The 17332-nt window shown below is 70.5% G+C and carries 12 protein-coding genes and 1 pseudogene; 8 read left to right on the forward strand and 5 right to left on the reverse strand.

Features of this window, described 5'->3' with window-relative positions:
• Positions 1–219 precede the first annotated feature (219 nt).
• A complete protein-coding gene (locus ABT354_RS05725; RefSeq protein WP_351489518.1) occupies positions 220–1146 on the forward strand; it encodes an HAD family hydrolase in 927 nt (308 codons plus the stop codon).
• 384 nt (positions 1147–1530) lie between these two features.
• Here ABT354_RS05725 and ABT354_RS05730 read toward each other — a convergent pair whose 3' ends face one another.
• Positions 1531–2382: a Fic family protein gene (locus ABT354_RS05730; RefSeq protein ID WP_351489520.1), complete on the reverse strand. Its 852-nt coding sequence runs from the start codon at positions 2380–2382 to the stop codon at positions 1531–1533.
• A gap of 102 nt (positions 2383–2484) precedes the next feature.
• Between ABT354_RS05730 and ABT354_RS05735 the strand changes: the two are divergent.
• Positions 2485–3474 (forward strand): annotated as a pseudogene (locus ABT354_RS05735) (ATP-binding protein); the annotation flags it as partial.
• A 67-nt stretch (positions 3475–3541) separates the two neighbouring features.
• Here ABT354_RS05735 and ABT354_RS05740 read toward each other — a convergent pair.
• Positions 3542–4978 carry a polysaccharide deacetylase family protein gene (locus ABT354_RS05740; protein ID WP_351489523.1) on the reverse strand — a complete coding sequence of 479 codons (1437 nt, stop codon included), beginning with the start codon at positions 4976–4978 and terminating at the stop codon, positions 3542–3544.
• Between the two features lie 335 nt (positions 4979–5313).
• Between ABT354_RS05740 and ABT354_RS05745 the strand changes: the two genes are divergently transcribed.
• The 6 genes from ABT354_RS05745 (at position 5314) to ABT354_RS05770 (ending at position 14027) form a co-directional block, all read left to right on the forward strand.
• Complete coding sequence (locus ABT354_RS05745) at positions 5314–7797, forward strand: SulP family inorganic anion transporter (RefSeq protein WP_351489525.1); 2484 nt, start codon at positions 5314–5316, stop codon at positions 7795–7797.
• A gap of 485 nt (positions 7798–8282) precedes the next feature.
• Positions 8283–10247 (forward strand): acetate--CoA ligase, encoded by a 1965-nt coding sequence (acs, locus tag ABT354_RS05750; protein ID WP_351489527.1) that lies wholly within the window; start codon positions 8283–8285, stop codon positions 10245–10247.
• 359 nt (positions 10248–10606) lie between these two features.
• Positions 10607–12007 carry a Na+/H+ antiporter NhaA gene (gene nhaA / locus ABT354_RS05755; RefSeq protein ID WP_351489529.1) on the forward strand — a complete coding sequence of 467 codons (1401 nt, stop codon included), beginning with the start codon at positions 10607–10609 and terminating at the stop codon, positions 12005–12007.
• A 62-nt stretch (positions 12008–12069) separates the two neighbouring features.
• Positions 12070–12510, forward strand: a complete 441-nt coding sequence (locus ABT354_RS05760; protein WP_351489531.1) for a phage holin family protein — start codon at positions 12070–12072, stop codon at positions 12508–12510.
• Positions 12511–12700: 190 nt separating this feature from the next.
• Entirely contained in the window at positions 12701–13633 is a 933-nt protein-coding gene (locus ABT354_RS05765) for an alpha/beta fold hydrolase (protein ID WP_502983333.1), read from the forward strand.
• A 205-nt stretch (positions 13634–13838) separates the two neighbouring features.
• On the forward strand, positions 13839–14027 hold the full coding sequence (locus ABT354_RS05770) for a hypothetical protein (protein WP_351489535.1): 189 nt from the start codon (positions 13839–13841) through the stop codon (positions 14025–14027).
• A gap of 63 nt (positions 14028–14090) precedes the next feature.
• Here ABT354_RS05770 and ABT354_RS05775 read toward each other — a convergent pair whose 3' ends face one another.
• The 3 genes from ABT354_RS05775 to nth all read right to left on the reverse strand — a co-directional run bounded on the left by ABT354_RS05775 (position 14091) and on the right by nth (position 17054).
• Positions 14091–15290: a MarP family serine protease gene (locus tag ABT354_RS05775; RefSeq protein ID WP_351490150.1), complete on the reverse strand. Its 1200-nt coding sequence runs from the start codon at positions 15288–15290 to the stop codon at positions 14091–14093.
• Between the two features lie 131 nt (positions 15291–15421).
• Positions 15422–16171 (reverse strand): NUDIX hydrolase, encoded by a 750-nt coding sequence (locus ABT354_RS05780; RefSeq protein ID WP_351489538.1) that lies wholly within the window; start codon positions 16169–16171, stop codon positions 15422–15424.
• Positions 16172–16292: 121 nt separating this feature from the next.
• Entirely contained in the window at positions 16293–17054 is a 762-nt protein-coding gene (nth, locus tag ABT354_RS05785) for an endonuclease III (RefSeq protein ID WP_351490151.1), read from the reverse strand.
• Positions 17055–17332 lie beyond the last annotated feature (278 nt).

The raw sequence follows: 17332 nt of genomic DNA on the forward strand, positions 1-17332 counted from the left end.
ACGGAAGGAGATACGGGCGTGAGGAATCCGGGACGAAAGCCAAAAACGCATCCGGACATGCGACGACCCCCGCCGGGGGGGAGAGCGGGGGTCGTCTCTCCGGTCGGCTCGGGGGGGGAGGAGCCGATCCGGGTTAGCACGGTCGCGAACGATCCGTGACTTCCATGGTGTACCCGAGAGCCCTCTCAGGCAAACCCACACGCCCTCGGGGTACGCCGAATGGCGGGCACCTATGCTCTGCTCGTGGAAAACCACTCGCTGCCTCGCACAGCTGCGTTCTTTGACCTGGACAAGACGGTCATTGCGAAGTCATCGGCGCTGACCTTCAGCAAGTCCTTCTACCACGGCGGCCTGATCAACCGGCGCGCCGTACTGCGCACCGCCTATGCGCAGTTCGTTTTTCTCGCGGGTGGCGCCGACCATGACCAGATGGAGCGGATGCGGGAGTACCTCTCCGCCCTCTGCAAAGGCTGGAACGTCCAGCAGGTGAAGGAGATCGTCGCCGAGACACTGCACGATCTGATCGATCCGATCATCTACGACGAGGCCGCTTCCCTCATCGAGGAGCACCACACCGCCGGACGCGATGTGGTCATTGTCTCCACCTCGGGCTCCGAGGTGGTCGAGCCCATCGGCGAGCTGCTGGGAGCCGACCGCGTGGTCGCCACCCGCATGGTGGTCGGCGAGGACGGCTGCTTCACCGGCGAGGTGGAGTACTACGCCTACGGCCCCACCAAGGCGGAGGCCATCCGTGAGCTGGCGGAGTCCGAGGGTTACGACCTCGCCCGCTGCTACGCGTACAGCGACTCCGTCACCGATATACCGATGCTGGAGTCCGTGGGTCACCCCTACGCGGTCAACCCGGATCGCGGACTCCGCCGGGAGGCCGCAGCCAGGGACTGGCCGGTTCTCGTCTTCAACCGTCCCGTACGACTGAAGCAGCGCCTCCCCGCGATCCCCATGCCGCCCCGCCCCGCCCTGGTGGCCGCCGCGGCGGTGGGAGCCGCCGCAGCCACCGCCGGGCTGGTCTGGTACGCCAGCCGCCGACGGGGCGCCACCGCACGGGCCGCCTCGGCGGCTCTCGCCGCAGGCGCGGCAGCGGTACGCACCCCGGAGGACCCGACCACCCGTTTCGCCCGAATTTGAACACAAAAGTAAAGAACTGGAGTCAGGGGTTCCGCTTCCTGGCGTGCTGGAGTACAAAGGAGTCAACGGCCCGCGAGACCATGGACATCCGAGAGGATCACCTGTAACGCATCAAGGCCCCACGGACCGAAGCATGGAAGCCGAGCACCCACGCGACGTCGACCCGTCGAATACGGGCCAGCCGCACCAGGCAACGGGCGAAGCTCCCGGCCTGATGGGCACAGCACATCGAGGACGCTTGGTAACCCGGTGGACATGCCGCGGCGGTACCGATCCGGTACCGCCGCAACCCCGTTCGGGACCGCCGTGCCGACCGTCCCCGCTCGGGACCGCCGCGCGGACCATGCGGACCGGGCCCGGCGGTCCGGATCGAACAGCCCGGACTCAGGCGGCTCCCCGCTGAAGCGCCTCACAGACCGCCGTCGACTCCCGGGCCCCCAGCTCGATCGAGCGCCCGCAGTACGCGATCCATGCGGCCATGCCCTGCGGAGACCCGGAGAGATAGCCGTCGAAGGCCGCCAGATAGGCCGCCCGCCCCTGTTCGGCGTGACCGGCCTCGGCCGGGCAGATCGCCTTGGGGTCGAGCCCGGCACCGATGAGGACGATCCGCTCGGCGGCCCGCGCGACCAGCCCGTTGCACGAGGAGAAGGGCCGCAGGGCCAGCAGCTCCCCGTGCACCACGGCAGCCGTCACCAGCGCGGGGGCGGAACCCCCCGCGACGATCAGCCCGGCCAGCCCCTCCAGCCGGCCGCTCATCTCCACCGCACCCGGCAGCGGGGCCTCGATCAGCGGCTCGTCCACCGGCTCACCGGCCAGCCGGGGGCGGCCCACCTCGCCGTCGTCACCCGTCCCGCCCGCCGCGAGCAGATGCAGCCGGGCCAGCACCCGCAGCGGCGACTGCCGCCAGACCGAGAGGAGTTGGCCCGCCTCGGCCGTCAGGCGGAGCGCCGCACCGACCGTACGGTCCTCGGACCCCTGACTGAAGTCACTGCGCCTGCGGACCTCCTCCAGGGCCCAGTCGGCCCCCGCGAGCGCGGCCGATCCCCGGGCTCCGCGCAGCGCGGCCTCCGCCGTGACCTCCATCGCCCGACGCCGCATGACCCGGTGCCCATAGATCCGGTCGACGGCCTTCCGGACCGCCTCCACGGAGTCCGGGACCCCCTCCAGCCCGGCCAGGGCGGCGAGCGGATCCCCCGGCGCGGGGGAGGAAGCGGCGGACGACACATGCGTACTCATAGGCAGCGAGGCTACGCGCCGACGCCCTCTGTCCCACCTTGGAGTGGTCTTCTTCACTTCACTTGACAACACCAGGCGATCAGAGCACTACTCTAGGTGAACATGAAGATCGCTTTCGTAGGCAAGGGCGGCAGCGGGAAGACGACGCTGTCCTCGCTTTTCATCCGCCATCTGGCCGCCCGGGGTACCCCTGTCGTCGCGGTGGACGCCGATATCAACCAGCATCTGGGGGCGGCGCTGGGCCTCGACGAGGAGCAGACGGGCGCACTGCCCGCGATGGGCGCCCAACTGCCACTGATCAAGGAGTATCTGCGCGGCTCCAACCCCCGTATCACCTCCGCCGACTCCATGATCAAGACCACTCCTCCCGGTGAGGGCTCACGGCTGCTCCGGGTCCGCGAGAACAATCCGGTCTATGCCGCCTGCGCGCGGAGCATGCCCCTGGAGGGCGCCGAGATCCGGCTGATGGCCACCGGCCCCTTCAGCGAGTCGGACCTCGGTGTGGCCTGCTACCACTCCAAGGTGGGCGCGGTGGAGCTGTGCCTGAACCACCTGGTGGACGGGCGGAGCGAGTATGTGGTGGTCGACATGACCGCCGGGTCGGACTCCTTCGCCTCGGGCATGTTCACCCGCTTCGACATGACGTTCCTCGTCGCCGAGCCGACCCGTAAGGGGGTATCGGTCTACCGCCAGTACACCGAGTACGCCCGGGACTTCGGGGTCGCGCTGCGGGTGGTCGGCAACAAGGTGCAGAGCGAGGACGACCTGGAGTTCCTCCGGGACGAGGTCGGTGACGACCTGCTGGTCGCCTTCGGGCAGTCGAACTGGGTACGGGGCATGGAGAAGGGCCGGTCCCTGCCGTTCGCCGGTCTGGAGGAGGAGAACCACCGGGCGCTGGAGAGCCTCCGCCGGGCGGCGGACGACGCGTACCCCCGGCGGGACTGGGAGCGCTACACCCGCCAGATGGTCCACTTCCATCTGAAGAACGCCGAGAGCTGGGGGAACGCCAAGACCGGGGTCGACCTGGCGGCCCAGGTCGACCCCGGCTTCGTCCTCGGGGAGGAGCTCGGGGAAAGGACCGAGGAACGGCCCGAGGAACGGTCCGAGGAGAGGACCGGGGAGAGGACCGGCGAAGCACTCGGGGAGCAGACGGCGGAGGTCAGCGCGGCATTGCCGGCGTGATCGTGTGCGGCAGTTCGGCCGTTACGGACCCGCCGCCCGAGTCGTCGTCCGGTTCCGGATCCTCCGGATCCTCAGGGTTCTCGCCGTCCCCGGTGCCCGGTTCCGCGTCCGCGCGGGACCCGGCGGGCCGGTCCGCCGCCGTGACGGGCCGGTCCTCCCGGGAGGTCCCGCCCGTCGGGGCCGTCGGCACCGTCCCGGCGGGGCGGGCGGCCAGGAACCGTTCCCAGCCGTCCGCCGGCCGCTCGCCCACTTCCAGGGTGCGCAGCTTCCGCAGCACCTCCGGGTCCTGGGCGTCGAGCCAGTCGGCGAGCTGCCGGAAGGAGACACAGCGCACCTCCTTCTTCACGCACACCGTGGCGATGGTGTCCTCGATGGCGCGCATATAGGTGCCGCCGTTCCAGGACTCGAAGTGGTTGCCGATGATCAGCGGCGCCCGGTTGCCCCGGTAGGCGCGGTCGAAGGCGTGGACCAGGCCGTCCCGCATCTGACCGCCCCACAGCCGGTGCCGATCCGGGTCGCCGTGGACCGTCCCGGACTGGTTGATCATGAAGTTGTAGTCCATCGACAGCGTCTCGTAGGAGTGCCCGGGGAACGGGACGAGCTGCATCGACAGATCCCACAGCCCATGGTCCTTCTCCGGCCAGACCTGGTCGTTGACCCCACTGGTGTCATAGCGGAAACCCATCTCGGACGCGGCCCGGACGAAGTTCTTCCGCCCCTCCAGGCAGGGGGTGCGCGCGCCGATCAGCTCCTTGTCGTAGTCGAAGGGCAGCGGGGGCTCGTTCCGCAGCCCCGTGTTGGTCCGCCAGCTCTTCACAAAGGACTTGGCCTGGCCGATCTCGCTCTTCCACTCGTCGACCGACCAGGTGCCCACACCGCCGTCCGCGCCGCAGAAGTGGCCGTTGAAGTGGGTGCCCACCTCGTTGCCCTCCTGCCAGGCGCCGCGTAGTTCGCGCACCGTGGCCCGGATGCCCTCGACATCGTTGAAACCGATGTCGGAGCGGCCCGCGTCGTGCTGCGGCGGCAGATACAGCTCCGCCTTCTCCTCCGGGAGCAGATAGACGCCGCTGAGGAAGTAGGTCATCGTCATGCCGTACTTCCGGCCCACCGACCGGAAGTGGGAGAAGAGCCGCTGACTGTCCTCACCCGCGCCGTCCCAGGAGAACACCACGAACTGCGGCGGCCGCTGACCCGGTTTCAGCCGCTCGGGCCTCGGCTGGCGGGGCTGGGCCCCGGTGAAGGCGGTGGATCCGTCACCGATCAGGCGCGGGGCCACCTTGGGTGCCGGAGCGGCCTTGCGCGCCCCCGGCGCCCCCTCCTTCCCCCCGTCACCGGAGCCTCCGCAGCCCGCGAGGCCCACGACCACCGCCGTGGCGACCACGCCGACGGCGACCTTCCGCGCGGTGCCCCTCATGCACCCGACCTCTTCATGTGCCCGACCTCTTCATGCGCTCCGCCTCTTTCGTCTCACGCTCATGATTTGTACGACTTTGTGGTTATCCGACCGGTGTTCAGGACGGCGACAAGGTCGCATCGAGCGCGCGAGGGAGAGGAGGAGACGGGCCGCGTTAACCGGATTAATCACCGGATCGAGTGAAATGATGACCCATTTGCCCAGAAAATCATGCCGGACTCTTTACTCTGCATTACGATCCATTTACTGAGAGTTGAATCCCGCTGCTGCACGCCGTGACCCACGGCCGCGTCCCCCACATTCCGCGACCGCGCTGCCCCGGAGGAGACGGGAACATGTCTGCCTGCGTCCCCACCCGCACCGAAGACCACCCATCCGACCCGTCCGCGTCCGGCCCGGGGAAACCCGGCACCCCATCCGGCCCCGGCGGCAAGGGCCTGCGGCGCTTCCGCGTCCAGGCATCCGACCTGTCCGCTTCCATCTCCGTCTTCCTGATCGCGCTGCCGCTCTCCCTCGGCATCGCGCTCGCCACCGGCGCACCACTCCAGGCCGGCCTGGTCGCCGCCGCCGTCGGCGGGCTGGTCGCCGGGCGGTTCGGCGGAGCGCCCCTTCAGGTCAGCGGCCCTGCGGCGGGCCTGACCGTCGTCACCGCCGACCTCATCCAGCAGTACGGATGGCGGGTCACCTGCGCCATCACCGTCCTCGCCGGATTCGCCCAGCTCGGCCTCGCCGCCGTCCGGGTGGCCCGGTCCGCCCTCGCCGTCAGCCCCGCCATCGTCCACGGCATGCTCGCCGGTATCGGCGTCACCATCGCCCTGGCCCAGCTGCACATCGTCCTCGGCGGCACCCCCCAGAGCTCCGCCCTCGCCAATGTCCGGGCGCTCCCCGCCCAGCTCGCCGCCCTCCACCCCGCGGCGATCTCCGTCAGCGTGCTGACCGTCGCCCTCCTGCTCGCCTGGCCACGCCTGCCCGGACGCGCCGGGCGGGTCCTGCGCACCGTCCCCGCCGCCCTCGCCGCCGTCGCCGGATCCACCGCCCTCGCCGTGGTGGCCGGACTCCGGCTCCCCCTGGTCGACCTGCCGTCCTGGTCCAGCCACGCACTGCCGGCCAGGCCGGAGGGGCCCGTCCTCGGGCTGATCGCCGCGGTGCTGACCATCACCCTGGTCGCCAGCGTCGAGTCCCTGCTCTCCGCCGTCGCCGTCGACAAGCTCGCCTCGGCGCGCAAGGTGCCCGACATCCGCGTCCCCCGCGCCGACCTCGACCGCGAACTCGCGGGACAGGGCGCGGCGAATGTGGTCTCCGGAGCGCTCGGCGGGCTCCCCATCACCGGGGTCGCCGTCCGCAGCTCGGCCAATGTCGCCGCCGGTGCCGTCAGCCGCAACTCCACGATGCTGCACGGGCTGTGGATCGTCCTCGCCGCCCTGCTCCTCGTCCCCATCCTCGATCTGATCCCGCTCGCCGCCCTCGCCGCCCTGGTCATGGTCGTCGGCGTGCAGATGGTCAACATCACCCATCTGCGCAGCGTCAAACGGAACCGCGAGACCCTGGTGTACGCGGTGACCATGGCCTCCGTCGTCCTCACCGGCGTCCTGGAGGGCGTGGCGATCGGGGTCGCGGTCGCCGTGGCCGTCGCCCTGCACCGGCTGACCCGGACCCGGATCACCCAGGAGGACAACGACGGGATCCACCGGGTGCGCGTGCGCGGGCAGCTGACCTTCCTCGCCGTGCCCCGGCTCAGCCGGGCCCTCGGCCAGGTGCCGCCGGGCAGCTCCTGCGTGGTGGAGCTGGACGGCTCCTTCATGGATCACGCGGCGTACGAGGCGCTCCAGGACTGGCAGAACTCCCATGTGGCCCAGGGCGGCACGGTGGAGTTCACCGGGCGCGCCGGAAGCAGGATCAGCGAGCCCGCCTCCGAGACCCATGGCTGCTGCCGCCCCTGGATCCCCTGGCGCAACCACCACTGCGGCACCCGCCCCGGCGCCGGCAGCGCCCATCCCCTGGCGAAGGGGGTCAGCTCCTTCCAGCGCGACACGGCGCCCCTGGTCCGCGATGAGCTGGCCCGGCTGGAGCGCGAGGGGCAGCGGCCCTCCCAGCTCTTCCTGACCTGCGCCGACTCCCGTGTGGTGACCAGCATGATCACCGCCAGCGGCCCCGGTGACCTGTTCACCGTGCGCAATATGGGCAATCTGGTGCCCCTGCCCGGAGCGGACGGCGATGAATCCGTCGCCGCGGCGATCGAGTACGCCGTGGATGTACTGCGGGTGGACTCCATCACCGTCTGCGGGCACTCCGGCTGCGCCGCCATGCAGGCACTGCTCTCCGCGCCGCCGGTCGGCGCCCACACCCCGCTGCGGCGCTGGCTGCGCCACGGCCAGCCGAGTCTGGAGCGGATGAGAAGCCCCCACCGGCCCTGGGCGCGGATCTCCGGACGGCTTCCCGCCGACGCGGTGGAGCAGCTCTGTCTGACCAATGTGGTGCAGCAGTTGGACCATCTGCGGTGCCATGAGTCGGTCGCCCGGCGCCTCGCCGACGGCACCCTGCGGCTCCAGGGCATGTACTTCCATGTCGGGGAGGCCCAGGCCTATCTGCTCGCGAACGACGACGACCGCGCCGACGACCGTACCGACGGCTCTGTCGACGGACGGTCCGACGGCCGGGGCGGCGGCTGGGAGGAGGGATGGGGCAGCGCCCCCGGCCACCAGCACAGAAGCCGCGGTCAGGGACCCTCCTGCGGCGGCGGCAGCCGTGAGCATGAGTGTGCCGCCGTCTTCGACCGTGTGGCCCCGGCGGCGTCCGCCCTGGTCAAGACGCGTGTCTAGCCCAGGGACCGGCGCCGGGAGCAGGTGAGGTGCCGGAAGCAGGTGAGGTGCGGCCCGGATCCGGGCCGGGGGTCCGTTGCGGGGGTACGGATCCCCGCCCCACCGGGCCGGGCCGCGCTCACCGACAAGGGGCACCCCAGGTCCCGTGCCCGGTGCCGAACAGTCCAGCGCCGAAAAGTTTTTCCCGAGGGTGAACCGGATCCCCGGCTCATCCGTATCAAAGGATGACGCCTCCTTCCCGCCGCCCGGGAAGGAGGCGTCACCTCACACCCCGGGCCCGGTACCGCGTGGAACAGCGACGCACCGGGAGAACCTCCGACACACTGGACGGTACGGGGACTTCCGCATCCTGGGGCCGGATCCTCGGGATGGGCACGACAGGTCTAAACCAATAGCCGGAAAGCCTTGTCACCCAGGCCCTTCGGCTGATGAGCTATGGCCTCGGACCCATCCCCACAGAGGACGCCCTGGGAAAGGGAGATGTCGTGAGCAACGAGAGCCTGGCCAACCTTCTGAAAGAGGAACGCCGCTTCGCGCCGCCGTCCGAGCTGGCGGCGAACGCCAATGTCACAGCGGAGGCGTATGAGCAGGCCTCGGCGGACCGGCTCGGCTTCTGGGCCGAGCAGGCCCGCAGGCTCACGTGGGCCACGGAGCCGACCGAGACCCTCGACTGGAGCAATCCGCCCTTCGCCAAGTGGTTCGCGGACGGCAAGCTGAACGTCGCGTACAACTGCGTCGACCGTCATGTCGAGGCCGGTCACGGCGACCGGGTCGCGATCCACTTCGAGGGCGAGCCCGGGGACAGCCGGGCGGTCACCTACGCCCAGCTCAAGGACGAGGTCTCCCGCGCCGCCAACGCCCTGACGGAGCTGGGTGTCCGCAAGGGCGACCGGGTCGCCGTCTATCTCCCGATGATCCCCGAGGCCGTGGTCGCGATGCTGGCCTGCGCCCGTATCGGCGCGGCCCACTCGGTCGTCTTCGGCGGCTTCTCCGCCGACGCCGTGGCCTCCCGGATCCAGGACGCCGACGCCAAGCTGGTCATCACCGCCGACGGCGGCTACCGCCGGGGCAAACCCAGCGCGCTCAAACCCGCCATCGACGAGGCACTCACCAAGTGTCCCCAGGTCGAGCATGTCCTCGTGGTGCGGCGGACCGGCGAGGACACCGCCGTCACCGAGGGCCGCGATGTCTGGTGGCACGACATCGTGGACCGCCAGTCCAGCGAGCACACCCCCGAGGCATTCGACGCGGAGCACCCGCTCTTCATCCTGTACACCTCCGGCACCACCGGTAAGCCCAAGGGCATCCTGCACACCTCCGGTGGCTATCTGACCCAGGCGTCCTACACCCACCACGCCGTCTTCGACCTGAAGCCGGAGTCGGACGTCTACTGGTGCACCGCCGACATCGGCTGGGTGACCGGCCACTCGTACATCGTCTACGGGCCGCTGGCCAACGGCGCCACGCAGGTGATCTACGAGGGCACCCCCGACACCCCCCACCAGGGGCGGTTCTGGGAGATCGTGCAGAAGTACGGCGTCACCATCCTCTACACCGCGCCGACCGCGATCCGGACCTTCATGAAGTGGGGAGACGACATCCCCGCCAAGTTCGATCTGTCCAGCCTGCGGGTGCTCGGCTCGGTCGGTGAGCCGATCAACCCCGAGGCGTGGATCTGGTACCGCAAGCACATGGGCGCCGACCGGACCCCGGTCGTGGACACCTGGTGGCAGACGGAGACCGGCGCGATGATGATCTCGCCGCTGCCGGGTGTCACCGAGACCAAGCCGGGTTCCGCACAGCGCCCGCTGCCCGGGATCGCCGCCACCGTCGTGGACGACGAGGGCAACGAGGTACCGAACGGCGGGGGCGGCTATCTGGTCCTCACCGAGCCGTGGCCGTCGATGCTGCGCACGATCTGGGGCGACGACCAGCGGTTCATCGACACCTACTGGTCGCGGTTCGAGGGCAAGTACTTCGCGGGCGACGGCGCCAAGAAGGACGACGACGGCGACATCTGGCTGCTGGGCCGGGTCGACGACGTGATGCTGGTGTCCGGCCACAACATCTCCACCACCGAGGTCGAGTCCGCCCTGGTCTCGCACCCCAAGGTCGCGGAGGCCGCCGTCGTGGGCGCGGCCGACGAGACCACCGGACAGGCCATCGTCGCCTTTGTGATCCTGCGCGGTTCGGCCCAGGCCTCCGCCGAGGACGCCGATCTCGTGGCCGAGCTGCGCAACCATGTCGGCGCCACCCTCGGCCCGATCGCCAAGCCCAAGCGGGTGCTCCCGGTGGCCGAACTGCCGAAGACCCGCTCCGGCAAGATCATGCGGCGACTGCTCCGCGATGTGGCCGAGAACCGCCAGCTGGGCGATGTCACCACGCTCACCGACTCGTCCGTGATGGACCTGATCCAGGCGAAGCTCCCGAGCGCCTCCTCGGAGGACTGAGCGAGCGGCGGAACGGAGGCGCCGGTACGCGGCAGACGTACCGGAGCAGCGGGCACCCGGCGGCACCACGCCACGGGTGCCCGTTCCCGTTCCGCCAGGCACACCAGGCGCACCAGCCGCACCAGGGGAGGGCGTCCGCGTACCGGGGGCGGACACCCGGGGCCCTCCCTAGGGTGGAGGGGAAGGCCGACTTCACTCACTGTGTACCGGCATGTCCCCCCTGACCCGCCGCACCGCCCCTCTTGTGCTCATGGGTAAAGTAAGGAAAGCGTCAAGGACGCGACAAGAATCGAAAGGTGCGCCGGGAAGTCTGGTCGGCATGTGATCTGCCCTGCCCGACCGACCGGAGGTTCACCCCGATGGCCCCCACCCGCACCCCCGCTCCCCGCCGCTTCCTCGGCCGGCTCTCCCTGCCCGAGCGCACCTTCGTCGCGGACGCCCTGCGCACCGAGACCGTCGGCGGCGTACTGCTGCTCCTGGCCGCGATAGCCGCGCTGATCTGGGCCAACACCCCCCTGAGCGACAGCTATGACGCCGTACGGGACTTCCATATAGGCCCGGCCTCGCTCGGCCTCGACCTCTCCCTCCAGCACTGGGCGGCCGACGGCCTCCTCGCCGTTTTCTTCTTCGTCGCCGGAATCGAACTGAAGCGGGAGCTGGTCGCCGGAGAGCTGCGCGACCCCCGGGCCGCCGCCCTCCCCGTGATCGCCGCGATCTGCGGCATGGCCGCACCCGCCCTCGTCTACACCGTGGTCAATGTGGTCGGCGACGGCTCCCTGGACGGCTGGGCGGTGCCCACCGCCACCGATATCGCCTTCGCCCTCGCGGTCCTCGCCGTCATCGGCACCTCGCTGCCCTCCGCGATCCGCGCCTTTCTGCTCACCCTCGCCGTGGTGGACGACCTCTTCGCGATCATGATCATCGCGATCTTCTTCACCAGCGAGCTGAACTTCGCCGCACTCGGCGGCGCCGTCGTCGGGCTCGCCGTCTTCTGGCTGCTGCTGCGCAAGGGCGTACGCGGCTGGTACATCTACGTCCCGCTGGCCCTGGCCGTCTGGGGGCTGATGTACAACAGCGGCGTCCACGCCACCATCGCCGGTGTCGCCATGGGCCTGATGCTGCGCTGCACCCGGCGCGAAGGCGAGAAGCACTCCCCCGGCGAGCACATCGAACATCTGGTGCGCCCGCTGTCGGCCGGGCTCGCCGTGCCGCTGTTCGCCTTCTTCTCGGCGGGTGTCGCCCTCTCCGGCGAGGCCATCGGCGGGGTCTTCACCCGTCCGGAGACCCTGGGTGTGGTCCTCGGTCTGGTGCTCGGCAAGGCGCTGGGCATCTTCGGCGGCACCTGGCTCGCCGCCCGCTTCACCAGGGCCGAGCTGAACGAGGATCTGGCCTGGCCGGATGTGTTCGCCGTCGCCACCCTCGCCGGTATCGGCTTCACGGTCTCCCTGCTGATCGGCGAACTCGCCTTCGCGGGCGACCCGGCGCTCACCGACGAGATCAAGGCGTCGGTGCTGATCGGCTCCCTGATCGCCGCGCTGCTCGCCACGGTCCTGCTCAAGCTGCGGGTACGGGTCCACCGCTCGCTCTACGAGGCCGAGGAGCGCGACGAGGACCAGGACGGCATCCCGGATGTCTATGAACAGGACAATCCCGAGTATCACCTGCGGATGGCCGAGATCTATGAGAAGAAGGCGGCCGAGCATCGCCGGCTTGCCGAAGTCTCGGGGGCGTCGCAGGGTGACGGAGGCCTTCGGGCATGATCTGATGACGGACCGGAGACACGGAACCCAGAACCCTTGAGCATTCGAGAAGAGGAGCGGAGATGAGCAGCGACCCCGGCATCGGCGTCGAGCGCAGCCTCGGCCAACTGGTCGCCTCGGCCACCGCCGAGATGTCCGCGCTGGTCCATGACGAGATCGCGCTGGCCAAGGCGGAGCTGCGGCAGGACGTCAAGCGCGGTGTCACCGGCTCGCTGGCCATAGGTATCGCGGGGGTCCTGGCCCTCTTCTCGCTGCCGGTGTTCAGCTTCGCGGCGGCGTACGGGATCCACAATCTGGGACTCGGCCTCGCCTGGTCGTTCCTGATCGTGGGTGGCGCCTTCGTCCTGATCGCCGTCCTGCTGGCGCTGCTGGCGATCTCCAAGTTCAAGAAGGTCAAGCCGCCGGAGCGGTCCATCGCCTCGGCGAAGGAGACGGCCGCCGTGCTCCAGAACGTGAAGCCGCACCCCCGGGCGCCCGAGGCGGAGACCAGGATCCCCGCCTGACCCGTCCCTGACCGGTCCCTCCGGACCCTGACCCGGCCCCGACCGGTCCCTCCGGATGCCGGCCATGCTGGCCAGATCCGGACCGGTCCGCAGTGGCCGGTTCCCGATCGGTCACCCCGGGGCTCCCCCGGCCGGTGACCGCCCGAGCCGGAGACCACATGGGCGTCCGGGTTGTGGCACGCTCATGAGCATGACCGCCCCTGACACCGGTAATGGAAGCCCCGTCCGCATCGAGGGTCCCTGGACCCACCGCGATGTGGCGGCGAACGGCGCCCGCTTCCATATCGCCGAGATGGGCGACGGCCCGCTGGTTCTGCTGCTGCACGGCTTCCCGCAGTTCTGGTGGGCCTGGCGGCATCAGCTGCCCGCGCTCGCCGAGGCGGGTTTCCGCGCGGTCGCCATGGATCTGCGCGGCGTGGGCGGCAGCGACCGTACGCCCCGGGGGTACGACCCCGCCAACCTCGCCCTCGACATCACCGGCGTGGTGCGCTCCCTCGGCGAGCCGGACGCCGCGATCGTCGGCCACGACCTGGGCGGATATCTGGCGTGGACGGCGGCGGTGATGCGGCCGAAGCTGGTGCGGAGGCTGGTCGTCTCCTCGATGCCGCACCCCCGCCGCTGGCGTTCGGCGATGCTCTCGGACTTCTCCCAGACCCGCGCCGGATCGTATGTCTGGGGCTTCCAGCGGCCCTGGCTGCCGGAGCGGCGGCTGGTCGCGGACGACGGGGCGCTGGTCGCCGAGCTGATCCGCGAGTGGTCCGGGCCGGGTGCCTGGGACGAGCCGGCGCTGGATGTCTACCGGCGCGCGATGTGCATCCCGTCAACGGCGCACTGCTCGATCGAGCCCTATCGGTGGATGGTGCGCTCACTGGCGCGGCCGGACGGCATCCAGTTCAACCGCCGGATGAAGCGGCCCCTGCGGGTGCCGACCCTGCATCTGCACGGCTCGATGGACCCGGTGATGCGGACCCGCAGCGCGGCCGGTTCCGGCGAGTATGTCGAGGCGCCCTACCGCTGGCGGCTCTTCGACGGCCTCGGTCACTTCCCTCATGAGGAGGACCCGGTGGCCTTCTCCACGGAGCTGATCAACTGGCTGAAGGACCCGGAGCCCGACCGCCGCTAGATCGTCTCTTATGGGTGTTGCCGGGCTCGCGTGAGATCACCCCGTGCGCCGGAGCCGGGCCCCACCTCCATCAGTCACCCGAACGGGGCAGTCCGGGCAGCATTTCTGAACATCTGTCCATCGAACCGCCAATTGCCCGGCGCATACGCCAATTGGGCGCCCCTGACACGGTTACGGACCTTGAGGCACGGGCACACGTCCCGGTATGGGCTGGACGTACGACTACGGTGACGCGGCACGCAACCGTCGCTCGGTCAATGGACCGAGCACCCACAGCGGTGACGGTCCCCAGGGCCGGAGCCATGACGACTCGGCACAGGGCATCGGCATTCCGCGCATTCTGCGGCGCCGCGCACGATGGATGTCCGCGAGACTGCGGCACACCCGCCACTGAGCGGCGCTCCGGTGGCATCCGCGCGGTGCGCCGGGGACCGGCCGGCCGGAGCGCGCCCCTCCGTCAGAGGGCGCACCCCTCCGTGTCCACCTGCTGGTTCGCCGCCAGCCCCGCGCGGATGTCCTCGGTGATCTCGTCCACGGTCAGGGCGTACCCCGTGTCGGGGTCGTCCAGCGAGCGGGCGAAGATCACGCCGTACACCTTGCCCTCCGGGGTGAGCAGCGGACCGCCGGAGTTGCCCTGGCGGACGGTGGTGTAGAGCGAGTAGACATCGCGGCGGACGGTGCCCCGGTGGTAGATGTCGGGGCCACTGGCGTTGATCCGGCCGCGCACACGGGCGGAGCGGACGTCGTACGCGCCGTTCTCCGGGAAGCCCGCGACGATGGCGCCGTCCCCGGAGTCCGCGTCGCCCCGGGCGAACTCCAGTGGTTCGGCGCGCAGATCGGGGACGTCCAGGACGGCGATGTCCCGCTCCCAGTCGTACAGCACGACCTTGGCGTCGTACCGCCGGCCCTCGCCGCCGATCTGCACGGTGGGCTCCTCGACACCGCCCACGACATGGGCGTTGGTCATGACCCGGCGGTCACCGAAGACGAAACCGGTGCCCTCCAGGGACTTGTTGCAGCTCTGGGCGGTGCCCATCACCTTGACGATGGACTGCTTGGCACGGGCCGCCACCGGGCTGCCGACCAGCGCCGGGTCGGGGGGCCGGACCTCGGTGATGGGCTCATTGGAGAACGGGCTGAAGACCTGGGGCAGTCCATTCTGGGCGAGGACCGAGGAGAAGTCGTCGAACCAGGTGAACGCCTGTTCCGGCATCACCCGGGAGACTCCGAGGAGCACCTTGGAGCTGCGGACCTCCCGGCCCAGGGTGGGCAGCGCCGTCCCGGCGAGGGCGGAGCCGATCAGCCAGGCGACGAGCAGCAGCGCCACCACATTGACCAGCGCGCCCCCGGTGGCGTCCAGCGCCCGGGCGGGGGTCCAGGTGATGTGCCGCCGGAGCTTGTTGCCGAGATGGGTGGTGAACGCCTGGCCCACGGAGGCACAGACGATCACGATGACGACGGCGACGACCGCGGCGGTGGTGGACACCTCGGACTTGTTCGTCAGCTGGTCCCAGATCAGCGGCAGCAGATAGACGGCGATGAGCCCACCGCCGAGGAAGCCGCTCACGGACAGGATGCCGACGACAAATCCCTGGCGGTATCCGATGACCGCGAACCACACGGCGGCGACCAGCAGCAGGATGTCCAGCACATTCACCGTCATTTGCCTCGCAGATTCATCGCCGTCGACGCCGGACGGTCCGTCCTCCCGGCCCGGTCCCCGCCGGGAGGTCCGGCACGGTGTCCCGCGCTGGGCCCCGCTCCGGCGCCTTTCCGGAGGTCAGCCTGTCATGCGTGCCACTCCAGCGGGAGTCGCCGATCGTGGTCCCAGGGCTGCTCCCAGCCCGCGTAGTGGAGCAGCCGGTCGATCAGACCTGCGGTGAAACCCCAGACCAGGGCCTCCTGCACGGCGAACGCGGGGCCGAGGCGGCCCTGTGGGTGGACGGCGGTACCGCGATGGGCGGGGTTGGTGAGATCCGCCACGGGGACGGTGAAGACCCGGGCGGTCTCGGCGAGGTCGACCGCGCCGACCGGGCTGGGCTCGCGCCACCAGCCCAGGACCGGGGTGACCACATAGCCGCTGACGGGGATGTAGAGCCGGGGAAGCACCCCGAAGAGCTGGACACCGGCGGGGTCGAGCCCGGTCTCCTCCTCGGCCTCGCGCAGGGCGGCCCGCAGCGGCCCGGTGGTGGCGGGGTCGCCGTCACCGGGGTCGAGCGCCCCGCCGGGGAAGGCGGGCTGGCCCGCGTGTGAGCGGAGGGTCCCGGCCCGCTCCATCAGCAGCAGCTCGGGGCCGTGGGCGCCCTCACCGAAGAGGATCAGGACGGCGGACTGACGGCCGCCGCCGTCCCTCGGCGGGAGGAAGGAGCTGAGCTGGCGGGGGCGGACCGTGTCGGCGAAGCGGGCGACGGGGTCGAGCCAGGCGGGCAGCCCGTCGGCCGTGACCGGTGGCGCGGCGGAATCCGCCGCGGCCGGGCGGCCACCACTGTCCGTACCGGCACCGCCGGACCTGCCGTATGTCTCTTCTCCCGCGCGCATGGGCACCCCCTCCGTCACAACGCCCCGGGAGTCCCGGATCGTTCCGCTCGCGCCGGCCGCGCTGTCGCGGGCAGCCCCGGCATCCGCGAGGTCCGGGTCCGCGAGGTCCGGGTCCGCGGGATCATCCGGCCTCCCCGGCGGCGGGGGCGAGCGGCGGGGCGGGGCTGCCCGGGTAGTCCGGCGGCGGGTTCAGCCGCTGGCCCGGCCGGCCGCCCTTCTCGTACTTCAGCAGCTTGGCCGCCTTCTCGGGGTCGGTCTCCCCTTCGCCGTACGAGGGGCAGAGCGGGGCGATCGGGCAGGCGCCGCAGGCGGGGTTCCGGGCGTGGCAGATCCGGCGGCCGTGAAAGATCACCCGATGGGAGAGCATCGTCCACTCGGACTTGGGGAAGATCGTCGCGATCTCCGCCTCGACCTTCTCCGGATCCTGCTGCTCGGTCCACTTCCAGCGGCGCACCAGCCGCCCGAAATGGGTGTCGACGGTGATCCCCGGGACGCCGAAGGCATTGCCCAGCACGACGAAGGCGGTCTTCCGCCCCACTCCGGGCAGCGAGACCAGGTCCTCCAGCCGGCCGGGCACCTCACCGCCGAAGTCGTCCCGCAGCGCCGTGGAGAGGCCGATCAGCGAGCGGGCCTTGGCTCGGAAGAAGCCGGTGGGCCGGATGATCTCCTCCAGCTCCTCGGGGACGGCGGCGGCCAGGTCCTCGGGGGTGGGGTACGCGGCGAAGAGCGCGGGCGTGGTCTGGTTGACCCGGAGATCGGTGGTCTGGGCCGACAGCACGGTGGCGACCAGCAGCTCGAAGGGGTCGCGGAAGTCCAGCTCGGGATGGGCGTAGGGGTAGACCTCGGCCAGCTCGCGATTGATCCGGCGGGCACGCCGGACCATGGCCAGCCGCGATTCGGGCTTGCTGGAGGAATTGGCGCGATATGCGGCTTTTCGCACACCGTTCGGCCGCTGTTCGCCCACAGCGGAATTCTGCTTGGCCGACACTCGTCCAGCCCCCTTGGCCTGCGCTCTCACCGGCGAATTGGACACCCGGCAAGCCTACGGCCCACCACTGACATCCGCCCCGGCCACCGGTAATACGGACCCAATCGGGCCCCTGCCGCACGAACAGACACTCCAGTGCGTCAGACTTGTTGTGATTGATCGCACGAATATTT

Source organism: Streptomyces sp. NPDC000594 (genome assembly GCF_040299965.1).
Lineage (GTDB): Bacteria > Actinomycetota > Actinomycetes > Streptomycetales > Streptomycetaceae > Streptomyces.